Genomic DNA, 15,763 nt, shown 5'->3' on the forward strand with positions numbered 1-15,763 from the left:
CGGGATGAGTGCTGATCAGGGCCGCGGGACAGGCCGCTACAGCGACGACGCGCAGTCGCCCACCGACGAGCAGCGGGCAGGGTGGCACTCCGTACAGCAGCGCTCCAAGGGCCTGACGCACCACCAGGCGAAGGCGGCCCTGGAAGCAGCCCGGCTGGCAGCCGAGAAGAACTCCCGGCACGACGGCCCGGAGCGGGAGAACACCCGGGCGGAGGCGGAGATCGAGGAGTGGGAGCGCATCACGGAAGCACTCGCCGACCACGCCGGGCGCTACGACCCCGATACCGATCCCTTCGTCCAGGGGGAGCTGGCCGGTCAGGCCGACCGGGCACCGGGCCGGCCACCCGGGCACGGCGCCGCCTGACGGCCGGAATGCGGCGGGGGATTTCGGGACCGCGTCAGGCGACGGTCACGGAGACTCCGGCGTCGGAGATCCGGGCGCACTCGCCTTCCGGCGCCTCCTGGTCCGTGACGAGATGATCCACTGCCGACAGCGGGCAGATCTTCGCGAAGGTGGTCCGGCCGATCTTCGAGTGGTCCGCGACGACGACGGTCCGGCTGCTGTTCGCGGCGAACGCCCGGTCCGTCGCCGCTTCGAGCTGGTCGTACGTGGTGCAGCCCTGTGCTGCGCTGATGCCGTCCACGCCCAGGAACGTCATGTCCATGTGGTAGTCGGCGAGCGTCTTCTCGGCGATGGGACCCACGAGTTCATAGCTCTCGGTCCGCGCGTTGCCGCCGATGACGACCAGAGTGACGTGCTGGTGCAGAACGAGCTCGGCCGCGATGTTCACCGCGTTGGTGACGATGGTGACAGGGCCCCGCTCGGCGAGGAGGCGGGCGATCTCGGTGGCGGTGGTGCCCCCGGTCATCCCGACGACGGCTCCCTGCGGCACCAGCGCCGCCGCTGCCATGGCGATCGCCCGCTTCTCGGGCCTGCTGCGCTCCGCGCGGTACTGCACCGGCACTTCCAGACCGATGCTGCCGACAGCGGCCCCGCCATGCGTGCGGCGCAGCAGGTTCAGCGCGCTCAGGTGCTGGAGGTCGCGCCGGACCGTTGCCCCCGAGACATCGAGCAGGCCGGTCAGCTCCCCGACGTCGACGCTGCCCTTCGCTGACACCTGCTCAAGTATCCGCGCATGGCGCTCAGTTCTCAGCATGTGGTGAGCATAGCCCTGCACGATATGAGCATGAGCCTGCGCGATGTGGGCGTGGCACGGCGTGATGTGGGCGTCTCCTCTGCGCGGATGGCGCGATTACGTCTCGTTCCGGACTGGTCGACACCCTCCTGGGGCCGCTCGGAGCGCCCTCGACTGAGCGAATACGCGCACCAACCGCTCAGGTTCGCGCTCTTGACATGGTGATTCCTGCTCGATTTACTGCGATCAACGCCGAGTTCGAGCATTCGGCGCCAGAGGTACGCCTAGCCGGTGTGCGGCTCACGAGCCGCGAGCCCGGACAAAGTCGCCAGGATCGCTGTCAGCGTCCGAGGCGGGGACGTACCCTCCATCATCTGGAGCTCGATGATGACCAACACTCCCGCAAAGCCGCGTCGGCTTTCCCTGTCGTCGGCACGCCGGGCCGCCGCTGTCGCCGCGGTCACCGCTGCGGCGGCCGTCCCGCTGCTCGCGCCGGCCGGCGCCTCAGCCGCCTCCTCCCCCGCCCTGCCGCCGGTGCATGCCGGGTTCGACTATCAGATCGGCGGCGCCTACACACCACCGTCCGGGGTGAAGGTGGTCAGCCGTGACCACGAAGCCTCTCCGGCCGCCGGTCTGTACAACATCTGCTACGTCAACGCCTTCCAGGCCCAGCCGGACGCCGAAAAGGACTGGGAATCCGATCTGCTGCTGCGGAAAGCCAACGGCGATGTCGTCTACGACACGAACTGGGGCGAGGCGCTGCTCGACCTCCGTACCGCCGACAAACGCCGACGGGTGGCCGAGAAGGTCGACAGCTGGATCGACGGCTGCGCCGACAAGGGGTTCCAGGCCATCGAGCCGGACAACTACGACAGCTACACCCGCTCGTCGAAACTGCTGAGCGCCGCCAACGCCGAGGCGTACATCACCCTGCTCTCCCAGCACGCACACGACCGCGGCCTGGCCATCGCGCAGAAGAACACCTCGCAGCTGTCCGGCGACCGTGCGAAGACCGGCCTGGACTTCGCCGTCGCCGAGGAGTGCGGCACCTGGGACGAATGCGGCGAATACACCGCCGCGTTCGGCAGCAATGTGATCGTGATCGAGTACACGGACAAGGGCCTGTCGAAGGCGTGCAACGGCTGGGGTGACCGGCTGAGCGTCGTCGAACGCGACCTGGACGTCACGCCCCGCGGCAGCAAGGGATACGTACGCAAGACCTGCTGACGCCCCCAACTTCCCCGGTGCGCCCCCCTTGAACACGGCGCACCGGGGTCGCTGCCCCACCTCTGTGCTTCCCGTGCTGCGTCTGTCGTCCGTCCTCTCCCGGCCCCACCGTCGCGCACATCCCCCGCACGTCCCCGCCGGCCCCGATGCGGCGCCGCGCCGTGCCCTGATTCCCCCTGGAGGTCCGGATGGCTGTCGGCCATCACCGCCACATCGGTCCCTCGCGCCGGACGGTGCTGCGGCGTGGCACCGGCCTGGCGTGCGCCGCTTCGGCGGCCCTGACGCTACCCGGTTGCGGCGCGAGCACCGATGACGGCGTCGGAGCGGACGGACGGGTCACGGTCGAGATGTGGCACGGCCAGACCGACACCGGCCGTATCGCGATCGAATCGCTGGTGGCCGATTTCCAGCGCACCCACCCGCACATCCGGGTCGACACCGGCGGGGGCGTCCTGGCCGACTCGATGCTGCAGAAGGTGACGGCCGCGCTGGCCTCCGGCTCGTACCCGGATGTCGCCTACGTCTTCGGCTCTGACCTGGCGGGCGTCGCACGCAGCCCGCAGGTCGTGGACCTGACCGGCGCCGTCCACTCCGGACCCGTCCCCTGGAGCCAGTTCTGGACCCCCGCGCGCGACGCCGTCACGGTGAACGGCCGGGTGCGCGCCGCGCCCGCGCTGCTCGACTCGCTCGCCGTGGTGTGCAACAGGAAGCTCTTCCGCGACGCCGGTCTCCCGCTCCCCGAACCCGGCTGGACCTGGCGGGAGTTCCAGGAGACCGCCAAGCGCCTCACCGACCACGGGAGGGGCGTCTTCGGCACCGGATGGCCAGGGGTGGGCGACGAGGAAACGGTGTGGCGGCTCTGGCCGCTGGTGTGGGACCTGGGCGGGGAGGTGATCGCGCCGGACGGGCACAGCATCGGGTTCGCCGATGCCGGTGTGCGGGCGCTGGAGACAGTGGCGGGGCTCGCCCGCGACCGGAGCGTCTACATCGACCCCAAGCCCGGCACCGAGCAGATGTACCAGGTCTTCCAGTCCGGCCTGATGGGGATGGTCGTCACCGGGCCCTGGCAGCTGCCGGACATCATCCAGGCAGGCGTCGACTACCAAGTGGTGCCACTGCCGAGCTACAGCGGCAGACCGGTCACCATCTCAGGACCCGACACCTGGACGGTCTTCGACAACGGCTCCGCCCGCGTCGAGGCGGCACGCACCCTGGTGAGCTGGCTGATGCAGCCGGACCAGGACGTGCGCTGGGACGTCCAGGCCGGAAGCCTGCCGCTGAGCCGCCGTACCCAGAGCCTGCCTCGCTGGCAGACAAAGGCCGCGAAGACCGAGGGACTCTCGGTGTTCACCAAGGCGCTGGAGACCGCCAGGGTGCGGCCCGCGCACCCCGCGTACCCGCAGATCTCCCAGGCACTGGGAGAGGCAGTCGTCGCCGTGCTGCTCGGCCGGAGTACGCCCGCGAAGGCCCTGCGCCGCTGCGCGGACGACGCCAACGCCGCCCTGCTGATACCGCGTTGAGGAGGCTCACGCCATGCCCGGTCTGCCCACCCCGCTCACTCTCTCCGATCCCGGCCACGAACGGCAGCTGCGCGCCAGGCGCCGCCGGCGCCGCAGCGAATCGGCCACCGCCTGGGCCTTCATCTCCCCCGCGGTCCTCGTCATCCTGGGACTGAGCGTCGTCCCGGTCATCTGGTCCGTGCTGCTGTCGTTCCAGGCCGACGACCTGGTGACACCCAGTCGCTGGGTCGGCCTCGACAACTACCGTGCGCTCACCAAGGATCCGCACTTCAGCCAGGCGGTGTGGAACACCCTGGAGTACACGGGGCTCTACGTGCCGCTGTCCATGGTTCTCGGGCTGGTCCTGGCCCTCGTCCTCAACCGGCGCATCAGACTGGTCGGCCTCTACCGGACGCTGATCTTCGTGCCGTTCGTCATCTCGGCGACGGCGCAGGGCGTGCTGTTCTCCTTCATCCTCGACCCGCAGTTCGGAGCCGCCAACTCGGTTCTGCACGCCCTCGGGGTCTCCCCGCAGGGATTTCTCACCGACCCGGGACAGGCACTGCTGATCCTGGTGGTGATCTCACTGTGGAGCGGCACCGGCTTCTGCCTCGTGGTCTACCTCGCCGCGCTGCAGGACGTGCCGCATTCCCTCATCGAGGCCGCGCGGCTGGACGGCGCGGGACGGCTGCAACTGCTGCGCCATGTCGTCCTGCCGACCCTCACACCGGTCAATGTGTTCCTTCTGCTGTGGCAGACCATCAACGCCCTGCAGGTCTTCGACCTGGTGTACGTGACGACGAAGGGCGGACCGCTCGGCTCCACCACGGTGATCGTCTACTTCATCTGGGAGCAGGCCTTCAAGAACTTCACCGCCGGCTACGGAGCGGCGGCCGCGTACGTCCTCGCGCTGGCCCTGATCGTGATCGCCGGAGGGACGCGCGTGGTCCGGCGGCGCCGACCCGCCATCGAAGGAGCCGTCCGATGACCGTCACCTCCCCGCTGCCCCCACGCACTGCCCGCCCGGCACCGGTGACGTCACCGCCCCCGCCGCGGAGGAAGGGCCCGCGGCTGCCGTTCAGCGCCTGGCATCTGCTGCTTGCGCCGCTCGCCCTGCTCTTCGCGGTGCCGATGATCTGGCTGCTGCTCAGCTCCGTGATGAGCAACGCGGAGATCAACAAGTTCCCGCCCGCGCTCTGGCCCTCCGGTATCCATCTGGGCGGCTACCGCTATGTGCTGGGCAACGCCATGTTCCCGCGCTGGTTCGCCAATTCGCTGATCGTGTCCGCGGTGGCGGTCGTGTCCAATCTGCTCTTCGGTTCGCTGGGCGGGTACGCGTTCGCCCGGATGCGGTTCGCGGGCTCCAAGCTGCTGCTCGGGCTGATGCTGGCCACGATGGCGATCCCCTTCCAGCTGACGATGATCCCCACGTTCCTGGTGATGAAGCGCCTCGGCCTGATCGACACGCTCGGCGCCCTGATCGTCCCGTCGCTGGTCACACCGTTCGCGGTGTTCCTGCTGCGGCAGTTCTTCCTGTCGCTGCCCAGGGAGCTCGAGGAGGCCGCGTGGATCGACGGCTGTTCACGGCTGCGGGTCCTCTTCCTCATCGTGCTGCCGCTGTCACGGCCGGCGCTGAGCACCGTGGCCGTCCTGACGTTCCTCTCCACCTGGAACGATCTGACCTGGCCGTTGATCGCCATCAACCACGACACCCAGTACACCCTGCAGCTCGGCCTGACGACCTTCCAGGGCCAGCACCACACGCAGTGGGCCGCGGTGATGGCCGGAAACGTGATCACGGTGCTGCCGGTGCTGCTGGCGTTCCTGGCGGCGCAGAAGACCTTCATCCAGTCCATCACTTCGAGCGGTCTCAAGGGCTGAGCGGGGCTTGACTCCGCTGCCCCACAGCCGTGTCCGGGCGCCTGCCGGCCCGGCCGCCCTCCCTCTCGACCGCCCCGTACCTTCTCACCGCGACTCCAGGAAGCCGTATGCCGCAGACTTTCGACCTTCTCGTCATCGGGGACGCCAACCCTGACATCGTCCTCGGTCCCCTCCGCGCGCCTCTCGCCTTCGGGCAGCGCGAGCAACTCGTCGACACGGGTGTCCTCACGCTCGGCGGCTCGGGCGCCATCATGGCGTGCGGGGCCGCCAGGCTCGGCCTCGGCGTCGCCTTCGCCGGACGCGTCGGTGACGACGACGCCGGGCACTTCGTCCGGAGCGCCCTGGCCGCCCGGGGCGTCAACACGGACGCCCTGGTCCTCGACCCCGAGCTGTCCACCCCGCTCACCGCGGTGCTGACCGACGGCGACGACCGCGCCATCCTCACCGCACCCGGCACCCTGGGCGCGACCTGCGCGGACGACGTCCCCGACGCGCTGCTCGCCGCCTGCCGCCATGTGCACGCGGCCTCGTACTTCCTGATGCCGAAGCTGGCCGGCGCGCTGCCAGGACTGCTGCGCACCGCACGTGGTCACGGCGCGACCACGTCGCTGGACACCAATGACGATCCGTCCGGGGAGTGGCGGTCCGCCGCTCTGGACGAGGTGCTCGCGGTCACCGACATCCTGCTGCCGAACGCCCAGGAGGCCCGTGCGCTGGCCGGGCCGACGGCCCGTTCGCTGCACGAGGCGGCCGCCCGGCTGGCCGCCGTCGGGCCGCTGGTGGTGGTGAAGGACGGAGCCGAGGGGGCCGTCACCCACGACGGCATCGCCCTCTCACGGACCCCCGCGATCCCGGTCCGGCCGAAGGACACCGTGGGCGCGGGCGACAGTTTCGACGCCGGGTTCATCGCCGCCGTACTCGCTGGTCTGCCGACTGCCCGTGCCCTCGAACTCGCCGCGGCCTGCGGCGCGCTGTCCACCCGCGCCCATGGCGGCACCGCCGCCCAGCCCACCTGGGACGAAGCCGTCGCAGCCCTCACCGACAACGGAAAGAACCACTCATGACGACCACCAAGATCGCATTCATCGGCGCCGGAAGCGTCGTCTTCACCCAGGGGCTGCTGGCGGACCTCTTCGCCTTCCCCGAGCTTCGGGAAGTCCACATCGCCCTGCACGACATCGACCCCGAGCGGCTGGCCACCGCCGACGGCGCCGCCCGCCACATCGCGGCCGAGCGAGGCGCGGCGCCACGGATCACCTCCCACGCGGAGCGCCGTGCGGCCCTGGACGGCGCCGACTTCGTCATCAACATCGTCCAGGTCGGCATGGGAGAGGCCACCCGTACCGACTTCGAAGTGCCCGCACGCTACGGCCTGCGGCAGACCATCGGCGACACCCTGGGTATCGGCGGCATCTTCCGTGCGCTGCGCACCTTCCCCCTCCTCAAGGCACTCGGCGAGGACATCGCCGAGCTGTGCCCCGACGCCTGGCTGCTCAACTACACCAACCCCATGGCGATGAACATCCAGTACCTCAGCCAGGCCACCGGGCTGACCCGCGTCGTGGGCCTGTGCCACTCGGTGTACTGGACCATGCGGGACCTCTCCGACCTGCTGGGCGTCGCGTACGAGGATGTCGACTACCTCGCCGCGGGCGTCAACCACCAGGCGTGGGTGCTCCGTTTCGAGCAGGGCGGCACTGACCTCTACCCCCGGCTGGACGCCCTGGTGGCGGACGATCCCCAGCTGCGTCGCCGGGTCAGGGTCGACATGTACCGGCGCCTGGGCCACTATCCGACGGAGACCAGCGAGCACTCCGCCGAGTACGTGCCCTGGTATCTGCACCACGACGCCGAGATCGAGCGGCTGCGGCTGCCGGTCGGCGCCTATCTGCGCATCGTCGACGAGAACGTCGCGGAGTACGAGAAGACGCGGGCCGCCCTCGCGTCCGGATCGCCGCTCCCGGTCGAGGGGACCATGGAGTACGCCCCGCAGGTCATCCACAGCATCGTTACAGGCACCCCCCGTACCATCTACGGCAATGTGCCCAACCGCGGGCTCATCGACAACCTCCCCGCTTCGGGGACCGTCGAAGTCCCGTGCCTGGTGGACGCGTTGGGCGTGCAGCCCACCCGTATCGGCGCGCTCCCCGCGCAGTGCGCCGCACTCAACCGCACCTACCTGAGCATGAACGACCTCGTCGTCCGCGCCGCTCTGCACGACGAGCCGCGCCATGTCCGGCAGGCCGCGATGACCGACCCGGCGACCGCCGCGGCCCTGCCCGTCGAGCGGATCTGGGAGCTGTGCGACGACATGGTGCGGGCCCACGGCGAAGCGCTGCAGCCGTCGCTGCGCGCCGTACTGGGCCACTGACCGCAGCCGCCGGCGGGGCACTGGGCCCTGCCGGCTGTACGGGACCGGGCTGAAACGGGACCGGGCTGTACAGAACCGGGCGCTAAAGAGGCCGGCTGCTGCGGTTCTCAGCTCAGCGCCCTCGTCCGCGCGTCCGTGGCCTCGGTCCCGCTCCCGGCGAAGTGCTGTGGCACGAGCACCGAGAGGAACTCGGGCCGCCGGCGGAGCCGGAACCCCAGGGACTCGTACAGCCGGACGGCGTTGGTGTTGGACGCCGCCGCGTGCAGGAACGGCGTGTCGCCACGCTCCCTGATCTCATGCGAGAGGGCGTGTATCAGCCGGGTGCCGAGGCCCTGTCCGCGGGCGGACTCGTCCGTGCAGACCGCGCTGATCTCGCTCCAGCCGGGTGGGCGCATCCGCTCACCGGCCATCGCGACGAGTCTGCCCTCGTGTCGTATCCCGAGGTAGGTGCCGAGTTCGACGGTGCGCGGCAGGAAGGGACCGGGGCGGGTGCGTTCGACCAGCGCGAGCATCTCGGGCACGTCGCCGGGTCCGAGCCGTACGGCCTCGGGGTCCGGCTCCGCGGCCACGCCGTCGTCGACGAGCTGGACGCCCGGCGCGTGGAAGAGGACCTCCCAGTCGTCCGGCGGGGGCTCGCGGAACGCGGTGAAAGTCACCACCCCGCCGGGTCCCGCGAGTGCGGCGACGTCCGCCCAGTCCGCGGCGTCGGGGTCCGCGGGCGTGGCGTACCAGGGCGCCACGCCGGCCCGGTAGCACAGGACGCGGCCGCGGGAGCGTGCGAAGCCGGCGTGGGGGCCGGTCAGCGCGGTGCGGACCGGATCGTCCAGGGGGTGCGCCGCGGCTGTCCGATGCGGGACGCTCATCCCGCCACCTCGATCACGATCTTGCCGCGGGTGTGGCCGCCCTCGACGGCGCGCAGGGCTTCGGCCGCCCGGTCCAGCGGGAAGGTCCGGGTGACGCAGGCGCTCAGGGCGCCGTCGACGGCGAGGCGCGCCACGGCGTCGAGGACGGCCGTGTTGCGGGCGCGTACGACCGGCGCGCCGCCCAGCTCCACCACCAGTTCTTTCCCGCCCGCGCTGATGAGCCTCGTCCGGTCCGCGATCAGCGCGGCCACCTCCTCCAGGGCCTCGCCGCCGACAAGGTCGAAGACGGCGTCGACACCGTCCGGGGCGGCTGCCCGGACCCTGTCCGCCACGCCGGGACCCGAGGGGACGTGCACCGCGCCGAGCGCCTCCACGAACTCCTTCTTCTCCGCGCTCGCGGTGCCGATGACCCGCACGCCGGCATGACGTGCGATCTGCACGGCGGCCACACCCACGCCGCCGCCGGCGCCGTTGACCAGGAGCGTCGACCCGGGCGCCGGGCCGAGCTGCATCACCCCGTCGTACGCGGTGGCCGCCGCGACCGGCAGGGCCGCCGCTTCGGTGAAGGGCAGTGCGTCGGGCTTGTGCGCCGTGACGGCGACGGGCATCAGCGTGTACTCCGCGTAGCCGCCGGTCACCGGGTTGCCGAAGACGGCCTGCCCCGGCTCGAACCCTCCGGCGCCCGGGCCTGTGGCCACCACGGTCCCGGCCGCCTCACTGCCGAAGACCTGGGGGAACGCCGGCTCCTCGCTGCCGGGCCTGCGGTATCCCGTACGGAGCTTCCAGTCCACCGGGTTCACGCCGGCCGCCCGGACGGCGACGAGCAGCTCCCCGGGGCCCGGCACCGGCATTTCCAGCTCGGCCCGAGCCTCCGCTTCGGGGCCGCCGTTACGGGTGAATACGTACGCCTTGGGCATGAACTCCCTCACTCCGGATCAGGGCACCGGCGCTGCGCACAGCCGGTGGTTCCTCAGCGAAAAGTCCATTCTGCCTGCACGTATTCCCGGAGCTCCAGCGTCTTCATCCGCCCGCGGGAAGGCCGGGCACGCCTCGCACACACGGATGGGGCCCGCGCGCGGCCGGATCGCCACGCGCAGACCCCAGGTGCGGTACGAGGGCTACTTCTTGAAGCCGTAGTCCATCAGCTTCTTCGCGTCCGCGGTGCGGTTGGCCTCCGAGGAGGACGCGAGGACGGTGCCGATGACGGTCTTGCTGCCCCGGGTGGCGGCGAAGACCAGGCAGTACTTGGCCTCAGGGCCGGAGCCGGTCTTGACACCGATGGTGCCGGAGTAACTGCTGAGCAGCTTGTTGGTGTTGGTCCACGACATGTAGCGGTAGCCACCGCTCTTCGTCGTGACCTTCTGCTTGGTCGACTTCGTCTTCACGACCGTGCGGAAAGTGGAGTACTTCATCGCGTTGCTGGCGAGCTTCGTCAGGTCACGCGGGGTCGAGTAGTTGGCACCACTCCCTATGCCGTCGAACGAGTCGAAGTGCGTGTTCTTCAGCCCGAGCGTCTTCGCGGTGGAGTTCATCTTCCCGATGAACGACTTCACGCGCGCCGCCCGGGTGGAGCCGCTGCCGAACCTGTCGGCCAGCGCGTACGCCGCGTCACAGCCGGACGGGAGCATCAGGCCGTACAGCAGCTGCCGGACCGTGACCTTGTCGCCGACGATCAGCCGGGCCGATGACGCGTTCTTGGAGACGATGTAGTCGCTGTACGCCTTCTGGACCGTGACCTTGGAATCCAGGTTGAGGTTCTTCTGTCCGAGCACGACCCGGATCGTCATGATCTTGGTGGTGGACCCGGTGGACCGGCGGGTGTCCGCAGCCTTGGTGAAGAGCGTCTTCGCCGTGCTGTTGTTCATCACGAAGCCGCCCTTGGCGACGATCGTGGGTGCTTTGGGTGTGGCGGCCTGGGCCGAGGCGCCGAACGCCCCGGCCGTCGACACGGCGCCTGCGGTCACGACGACCACAGACATGCGTCTGATGACCTTGATGCCAATGTTCAAGATGAATACTCCAAATGCTGCTTCAGTGCGGCGTGATGGGAGTGCCGCTCGCACGTGAGACGAATGAGGGGCCCCAAAGGATGTGGGGGCGCACGAGAAAATTTCCGGGCGCCGCGCTCGCCGCGGTCTGCCATCCTTGCGGCGTGCCCTACGGACCGAGCGCACCCGAACCCATCACAGCCGACCCGCCCCGCGAGGAGCCCAGGCCGCTCCTCACGCAGTCCTGGCTGGATCTGGCCTTCCTGCACTGGGCGGCCGACCCGGCTGATGTGGCACCTCTGCTGCCGCCTGGCACATTCCCGGATGTGCTCGACGGGGTGACCTACGTGGGGCTCGTCGCCTTCCGTATGCACCGGATCGGCTGGCTCCGGCTGCCGGGGCTGCCGTATCTGGGCACCTTTCCCGAGACCAATGTGCGCTTGTACTCGGTGGACGGCCGGGGACGGCGAGGCGTGGTGTTCCGCTCGCTCGACGCCGCACGCCTCATTCCGGTGGCCGTCGGGCGAACGGCCTTCCGGCTGCCGTATGTGTGGTCCCGGATGACCGTCGACCGCGACGGGGAGACCCTCACGTACACCAGTCGCAGGCGCCGGCCCGGCCGGCGCGACGCGCACAGCCGGATCGGGATCCGGGTCGGGGAACGCGTCCGGGAGCCCAGCGAGCTCGAGCACTTCGTCACCGCGCGGTGGGGGCTGCACACGAGTCTCCTCGGCCGTCCGCTGTATCTGCCGAACACTCACCCCCGCTGGCCGCTGTACCGGGCGGAGCTGACCGGCTACGCCGAGAACCTCGTCGCGGCTGCGGGGCTTCCGGCACCTGCGGCCGAACCCGTCAGCGTGCTCTACTCACCTGGCGTCCAGGTGCGTTTCGGACGCCCCGAGCGCGCCTGCTGAAGCGCCCGGCGCACCCGCCCGCAGACCCCGAAATATCAATGGCATATGCACTGACCTGGTCGTTCGCCATTAATAATGGCCAGCATTAAAATGGCTCGCATGGCGAGGACATCAGGGCCCGAGACCCGGGAGAAACTGATCCGCGCGGCGGAGGAGATCTTCGCCGCGCAGGGCGTCGACGGCGCACAGCTGCGCGACATCATCCGGCTGGCCGGACAGAGCAACCCATCCGCCGTGCAGTACCACTTCGGTTCACGCGCCGGTCTGCTCGACACCGTGATGGCCGGACGCCAGCGGCGTACCGAAGCCGTCCTGGCGGAGCTGATCGGCGACGGCGGGCAGGATCTGCGCGGGCTGCTCGCCGCTCTGGTCGCGGCCGAGGCGACCGAGCTGCGCACCGAGCGCGGGCAGCGCTGTCTTCAGGTCTCCGCGCAGCTCAGCCACCAGAGCGGCGTACGCACCGGCATCCCGCACCCGACGCTCGACGGCACCGTCTACTGGCAGCTCATCGGCCGGCTGGCCGAGTGCCTGGAAGCGCTGCCCGAGGCGGTCCGGCTGGAGCGCGTGGATCTGGCACTGACGCTGGTGGGCGCCGCGATGGCGGACCGCGCCCGCCAGTACCTCGCGGGCGCCGAGCCCCTCACCGGCGAGCAGCTGTTCCTCACCGACCTCGTCTCGATGACGGCCGCCCTGCTGACGGCCCCCGTACCGCATACAGCTCCGGTCGGAGCCGATGCCCGAGCAGAACGAAGGAACGAGTCATGAACGAACTCACCGGAAAGACCGTCATCATCACCGGCGGCGCCCGTGGACTGGGCGCCGAGGCCGCCCGCCAGGCCGTCGACGCCGGAGCGCGAGTGGTGATCACCGACGTACTGGACGACGAGGGCGCGGCCACCGCGGCCGAACTCGGCGCGCAGGCACGCTTCCTGCACCACGACGTGACGTCCGAGGAGGACTGGGCGCGGGTCGTCGCGTTCACGACCGCCGAGTTCGGCGGGGTCCAGGGGCTGGTCAACAACGCCGGCATATCGACCGGTGCGTATCTGGAGACCGAGTCGGTGGAGAACTTCCGCCGGGTGCTCGACATCAACCTCACCGGCGTCTTCATCGGGATGAAGTCCGTCATCCCCGCGATGAAGGAGAGCGGCAGCGGCTCGATCGTCAACATCTCGTCGGCCGCGGGCCTGATGGGCCTGGCACTCACCGCGGGTTACGGCGCGTCCAAGTGGGGCGTACGCGGACTGACGAAGATCGGGGCTGTGGAGCTGGGCACCGAGCGGATCCGGGTCAACTCCGTGCACCCCGGGATGACCTACACCCCGATGACCGCTTCGGTCGGCATCCAGCACGGTGAGGGGAACTATCCGAACACCCCGATGGGCCGGGTCGGCGAGCCCCCGGAGATCGCGGGCGCCGTGGTGTTCCTGCTCTCCGACGCCGCGTCGTACGTCACCGGGGCCGAGCTCGCCGTGGACGGCGGCTGGACCACCGGACCGACCGTCAAGTACGTCATGGGCCAGTGACCCGATGACGGTCTGATCCGATGACGGCGTGAGCCCCTGCCCCGCCGGCGGAGACCCTGACGGCCGCCCGCGGGGCAGCTCAGGGCGCGGCACCTGCGGCGCCCCGCGCGGAAGGCATGTTCCACTCCGCCGGGCGCCTGTACAAACCGCGGGCCGGTTGCCGATAGATCACGTCAACTCCTGACCGTGTTCTGATCGTTCACGATTCACAATCGGCGAATTCTGGCCGTTCCTCCTCGCACGTATCGGCCAGGGACCGGCCCGGGTCCAAGATGTACCCGTGGTGGGAAACCTTCCCGTCGTCGCGACCAGTTTCGTCGGCAGGGCCGGCGAACTGCGGGGTGCGGCACGGGCACTGGAGAAGCACCGGCTGGTCACGCTCACCGGCGGCGGCGGTGTCGGCAAGAGCCGGCTGGCACTCCGTGCTGCCGAACGGGCCGGCGGGCGGTACGCCGACGGGGTGTGGTGGGCCGACCTGTCGCACCTCTACGACGACCGGCTGCTGATCGGCACGGTCTCCGACGCCGTCGGCCTGCTCGACCACGATCTGGCCCGCCCGGTCGAAGCGCTCTGCGAACGGCTGGCCGACCGCAACCTGCTGCTGGTCCTCGACTGCTGCGAGCGGGTCCTGGCCGGGTGCAGCCGTCTCGTCAGCGCACTGCTGGAGACCGCACCGGGACTGGCCGTACTCGCCACCAGCCGGGAGCCGCTCGGCATTCCCAACGAGTACGTGCTGGACGTGCCGCCGCTCGCCGCCGGTGGGGAAGGCGAGGAAGCCATGCGGCTCTTCCGCGACCGCGCCGCCACGGCCGCGCCCCACCTGTCCCTCGACTCACCCGAGAGCGCGGCGGCCGCCGCAGCCATCTGCCGGCGGCTGGAGGGTATCCCCCTCGCCGTCGAGCTGGCCTGCGCCCGGCTCACGGAGAACAGCATCGAGGGGATCGCCGAACGGCTCACCTCCCGGCTCGACTTCCTCAGCGACAACGACGGCCGCGTATGGCCCCAGCGGCACTGGGCGCTGCGTACCGCCATCGGCTGGAGCCATGAGCTGTGCGCCCCGGCCGAACGGCTGCTTTGGGCACGGCTGTCCGTGTTTCCCGCAACCGTCGACGAGACCGACGTACAGGCCGTCTGCTCGGGCGGGCCACTCACCGCCGCGGACATTCCCGCGGTGCTGGAGCGGCTTGTCGCCCAGTCCGTGCTGCAGCGGGACGGCACGCGGTACCGGATGCTCGACACACTGCGCGAGTACGGCGCGATGTGGCTCGGGGAGCTGGGCGAGCAGCGGACGCTGGCCCGCAGGCACGCCGTGCACTTCGCCGGTCTGGCGCGCCGGGCCCACAACGGATGGCTCGGCCCGCGGCAGGTCGACTGGTACCGCAGGATCGCCGACGCCGACGCGGATCTCTGTGCCGCCCTCGACCACCTCATCGCCGAGGACCCGGAGCAGGCCGTGGAGATGGCGGGGTGCACCGGACTCTTCTGGAGCTGCTGCGGTCATCTGCAGCGGGCCCGCGACTTTCTGGAACGGGCCCTCGGCCTGGAGACCGGCGGGGGCACCGACCGCACCCGCGCCCTGTGGGCCCTCGGGATCACGCTCACGCTGCAGGGCGACCACGAGAGCGCCCGCGGGCTCGGCGAGCGGTGCAGCGTCTCCGCCTGGCACGACCGCGACCCGGAGTCGATGCTCTCCGCGGCCCACGCCGTCAGCTTCAACTACCTGATGATGGGCCGCCCGCAGACCGCACACGATGTCAGCGACCACGCGCTGCGCAGTCTCCCGGGCGACCCGCTGGACGCGCCGTCGCAGATGCGGTGCCGGGTGATAAGAGTCTTCGCGCTCTCCGCCCTGGGCCGCCTGGACGAGGCGTACGAGGACGCCACGGATCTGCAGCAGCTCAGCCTGCGCTACGGCGAGTACTGGGCGCGTGCCTACGCCGACCATCAACTCGCCCTGATACACCTGCTCCAGGGGAGACCACAGGAGGCGGAGAGCCACGCGCGCTCGATGCTGTCGGGCAAGCACCAGCTCCAGGACAGCCTCGGCATCGCCCTCGGGCTCGACCTGCTCGCCGGGGCGATCGCCGCGCGGGGCGACGGTGTGGAGGCCGCGCGCACTTCGGGTACGGGGCATGTCTACTGGCTCATGATCGGCCACCCGCGCCGCGGCACCCCGGAGCTGGGGGTGATCCGCGAGGTCTGGGAGCGCCAGGCCCGCGAGGCGGCCGGGGCCCCCGCCTATGAGCGGGCCTACCGCCGCAGTCTGACGGGGGACGCCGAGACCGGCCTGGTCCGCGCGCTCCAGGGGGATCTGCCCGGGTGACCCGCCCGGGGCGGCCGGTTCCCGTCCGGCCGCCC

General features: G+C 70.5%; 15 protein-coding genes. 11 read left to right on the forward strand and 4 right to left on the reverse strand.

All coding sequences use genetic code 11. The annotated features are described in order from the left end of the window. Positions 1-4: 4 nt before the first annotated feature. The gene (locus tag OG452_RS00945; protein ID WP_327293652.1) at positions 5-364 is read left to right on the forward strand and encodes a hypothetical protein; all 360 of its coding nucleotides are present in this window, start codon (positions 5-7) and stop codon (positions 362-364) included. A gap of 34 nt (positions 365-398) precedes the next feature. On the opposite strand, the gene OG452_RS00950 is transcribed toward OG452_RS00945, so the two are convergent. Then, entirely contained in the window at positions 399-1,157 is a 759-nt protein-coding gene (locus OG452_RS00950; RefSeq protein WP_327293653.1) for a DeoR/GlpR family DNA-binding transcription regulator, read from the reverse strand. A gap of 366 nt (positions 1,158-1,523) precedes the next feature. Here OG452_RS00950 and OG452_RS00955 point away from each other — a divergent pair, with 366 nt between their 5' ends. The 6 genes from OG452_RS00955 (at position 1,524) to OG452_RS00980 (ending at position 8,114) form a co-directional block, all read left to right on the forward strand. Further along, complete coding sequence (locus OG452_RS00955; protein ID WP_327293654.1) at positions 1,524-2,363, forward strand: endo alpha-1,4 polygalactosaminidase; 840 nt, start codon at positions 1,524-1,526, stop codon at positions 2,361-2,363. 188 nt (positions 2,364-2,551) lie between these two features. Next, entirely contained in the window at positions 2,552-3,883 is a 1,332-nt protein-coding gene (locus tag OG452_RS00960) for an ABC transporter substrate-binding protein (protein ID WP_327293655.1), read from the forward strand. A 13-nt stretch (positions 3,884-3,896) separates the two neighbouring features. Continuing rightward, positions 3,897-4,850 carry a carbohydrate ABC transporter permease gene (locus tag OG452_RS00965; RefSeq protein WP_327293656.1) on the forward strand — a complete coding sequence of 318 codons (954 nt, stop codon included), beginning with the start codon at positions 3,897-3,899 and terminating at the stop codon, positions 4,848-4,850. Next, positions 4,847-5,743, forward strand: coding sequence for a carbohydrate ABC transporter permease (locus OG452_RS00970; protein WP_327293657.1), 897 nt, complete (start codon positions 4,847-4,849; stop codon positions 5,741-5,743). Before OG452_RS00965 ends, OG452_RS00970 begins: the two co-directional genes overlap by 4 nt. A 107-nt stretch (positions 5,744-5,850) precedes the next feature. After that, entirely contained in the window at positions 5,851-6,807 is a 957-nt protein-coding gene (locus OG452_RS00975; RefSeq protein ID WP_327293658.1) for a carbohydrate kinase family protein, read from the forward strand. Next, entirely contained in the window at positions 6,804-8,114 is a 1,311-nt protein-coding gene (locus OG452_RS00980) for an alpha-glucosidase/alpha-galactosidase (protein ID WP_327293659.1), read from the forward strand. Before OG452_RS00975 ends, OG452_RS00980 begins: the two co-directional genes overlap by 4 nt. Before the next feature lie 107 nt (positions 8,115-8,221). Here OG452_RS00980 and OG452_RS00985 read toward each other — a convergent pair whose 3' ends face one another. The 3 genes from OG452_RS00985 to OG452_RS00995 all read right to left on the reverse strand — a co-directional run bounded on the left by OG452_RS00985 (position 8,222) and on the right by OG452_RS00995 (position 10,956). Then, positions 8,222-8,977 (reverse strand): GNAT family N-acetyltransferase, encoded by a 756-nt coding sequence (locus OG452_RS00985; RefSeq protein ID WP_327293660.1) that lies wholly within the window; start codon positions 8,975-8,977, stop codon positions 8,222-8,224. Then, positions 8,974-9,894 (reverse strand): quinone oxidoreductase family protein, encoded by a 921-nt coding sequence (locus tag OG452_RS00990; RefSeq protein ID WP_327293661.1) that lies wholly within the window; start codon positions 9,892-9,894, stop codon positions 8,974-8,976. The genes OG452_RS00985 and OG452_RS00990 overlap by 4 nt, the downstream gene beginning before the upstream one ends. Positions 9,895-10,095: 201 nt before the next feature. Continuing rightward, the gene (locus tag OG452_RS00995; protein WP_327293662.1) at positions 10,096-10,956 is read right to left on the reverse strand and encodes a D-alanyl-D-alanine carboxypeptidase family protein; all 861 of its coding nucleotides are present in this window, start codon (positions 10,954-10,956) and stop codon (positions 10,096-10,098) included. 173 nt (positions 10,957-11,129) lie between these two features. Here OG452_RS00995 and OG452_RS01000 point away from each other — a divergent pair, with 173 nt between their 5' ends. From OG452_RS01000 to OG452_RS01015, 4 genes are all read left to right on the forward strand, one after another. After that, positions 11,130-11,879 (forward strand): YqjF family protein, encoded by a 750-nt coding sequence (locus OG452_RS01000; protein ID WP_327293663.1) that lies wholly within the window; start codon positions 11,130-11,132, stop codon positions 11,877-11,879. 99 nt (positions 11,880-11,978) lie between these two features. Beyond that, positions 11,979-12,644: a TetR/AcrR family transcriptional regulator gene (locus OG452_RS01005; RefSeq protein ID WP_327293664.1), complete on the forward strand. Its 666-nt coding sequence runs from the start codon at positions 11,979-11,981 to the stop codon at positions 12,642-12,644. Then, positions 12,641-13,405, forward strand: a complete 765-nt coding sequence (locus OG452_RS01010) for an SDR family oxidoreductase (RefSeq protein ID WP_327293665.1) — start codon at positions 12,641-12,643, stop codon at positions 13,403-13,405. Before OG452_RS01005 ends, OG452_RS01010 begins: the two co-directional genes overlap by 4 nt. A 283-nt stretch (positions 13,406-13,688) precedes the next feature. Beyond that, complete coding sequence (locus OG452_RS01015) at positions 13,689-15,728, forward strand: ATP-binding protein (RefSeq protein ID WP_327299473.1); 2,040 nt, start codon at positions 13,689-13,691, stop codon at positions 15,726-15,728. The last annotated feature ends 35 nt before the right edge of the window (positions 15,729-15,763 follow it).

Source organism: Streptomyces sp. NBC_01197 (genome assembly GCF_036010505.1).
Lineage (GTDB): Bacteria > Actinomycetota > Actinomycetes > Streptomycetales > Streptomycetaceae > Streptomyces.

Coding starts and splice junctions, on each gene's coding strand:
- OG452_RS01010 (WP_327293665.1), top strand. CDS start 12,641: ATGAACGAACTCACCGGAAAGACCGTCATCATCACCGGCGGCGCCCGT.
- OG452_RS00960 (WP_327293655.1), top strand. CDS start 2,552: ATGGCTGTCGGCCATCACCGCCACATCGGTCCCTCGCGCCGGACGGTG.
- OG452_RS00980 (WP_327293659.1), top strand. CDS start 6,804: ATGACGACCACCAAGATCGCATTCATCGGCGCCGGAAGCGTCGTCTTC.
- OG452_RS00975 (WP_327293658.1), top strand. CDS start 5,851: ATGCCGCAGACTTTCGACCTTCTCGTCATCGGGGACGCCAACCCTGAC.
- OG452_RS00955 (WP_327293654.1), top strand. CDS start 1,524: ATGACCAACACTCCCGCAAAGCCGCGTCGGCTTTCCCTGTCGTCGGCA.
- OG452_RS00965 (WP_327293656.1), top strand. CDS start 3,897: ATGCCCGGTCTGCCCACCCCGCTCACTCTCTCCGATCCCGGCCACGAA.
- OG452_RS00990 (WP_327293661.1), bottom strand. CDS start 9,894: ATGCCCAAGGCGTACGTATTCACCCGTAACGGCGGCCCCGAAGCGGAG.
- OG452_RS00945 (WP_327293652.1), top strand. CDS start 5: ATGAGTGCTGATCAGGGCCGCGGGACAGGCCGCTACAGCGACGACGCG.
- OG452_RS00970 (WP_327293657.1), top strand. CDS start 4,847: ATGACCGTCACCTCCCCGCTGCCCCCACGCACTGCCCGCCCGGCACCG.
- OG452_RS00995 (WP_327293662.1), bottom strand. CDS start 10,956: ATGTCTGTGGTCGTCGTGACCGCAGGCGCCGTGTCGACGGCCGGGGCG.
- OG452_RS00950 (WP_327293653.1), bottom strand. CDS start 1,157: ATGCTGAGAACTGAGCGCCATGCGCGGATACTTGAGCAGGTGTCAGCG.
- OG452_RS00985 (WP_327293660.1), bottom strand. CDS start 8,977: ATGAGCGTCCCGCATCGGACAGCCGCGGCGCACCCCCTGGACGATCCG.
- OG452_RS01005 (WP_327293664.1), top strand. CDS start 11,979: ATGGCGAGGACATCAGGGCCCGAGACCCGGGAGAAACTGATCCGCGCG.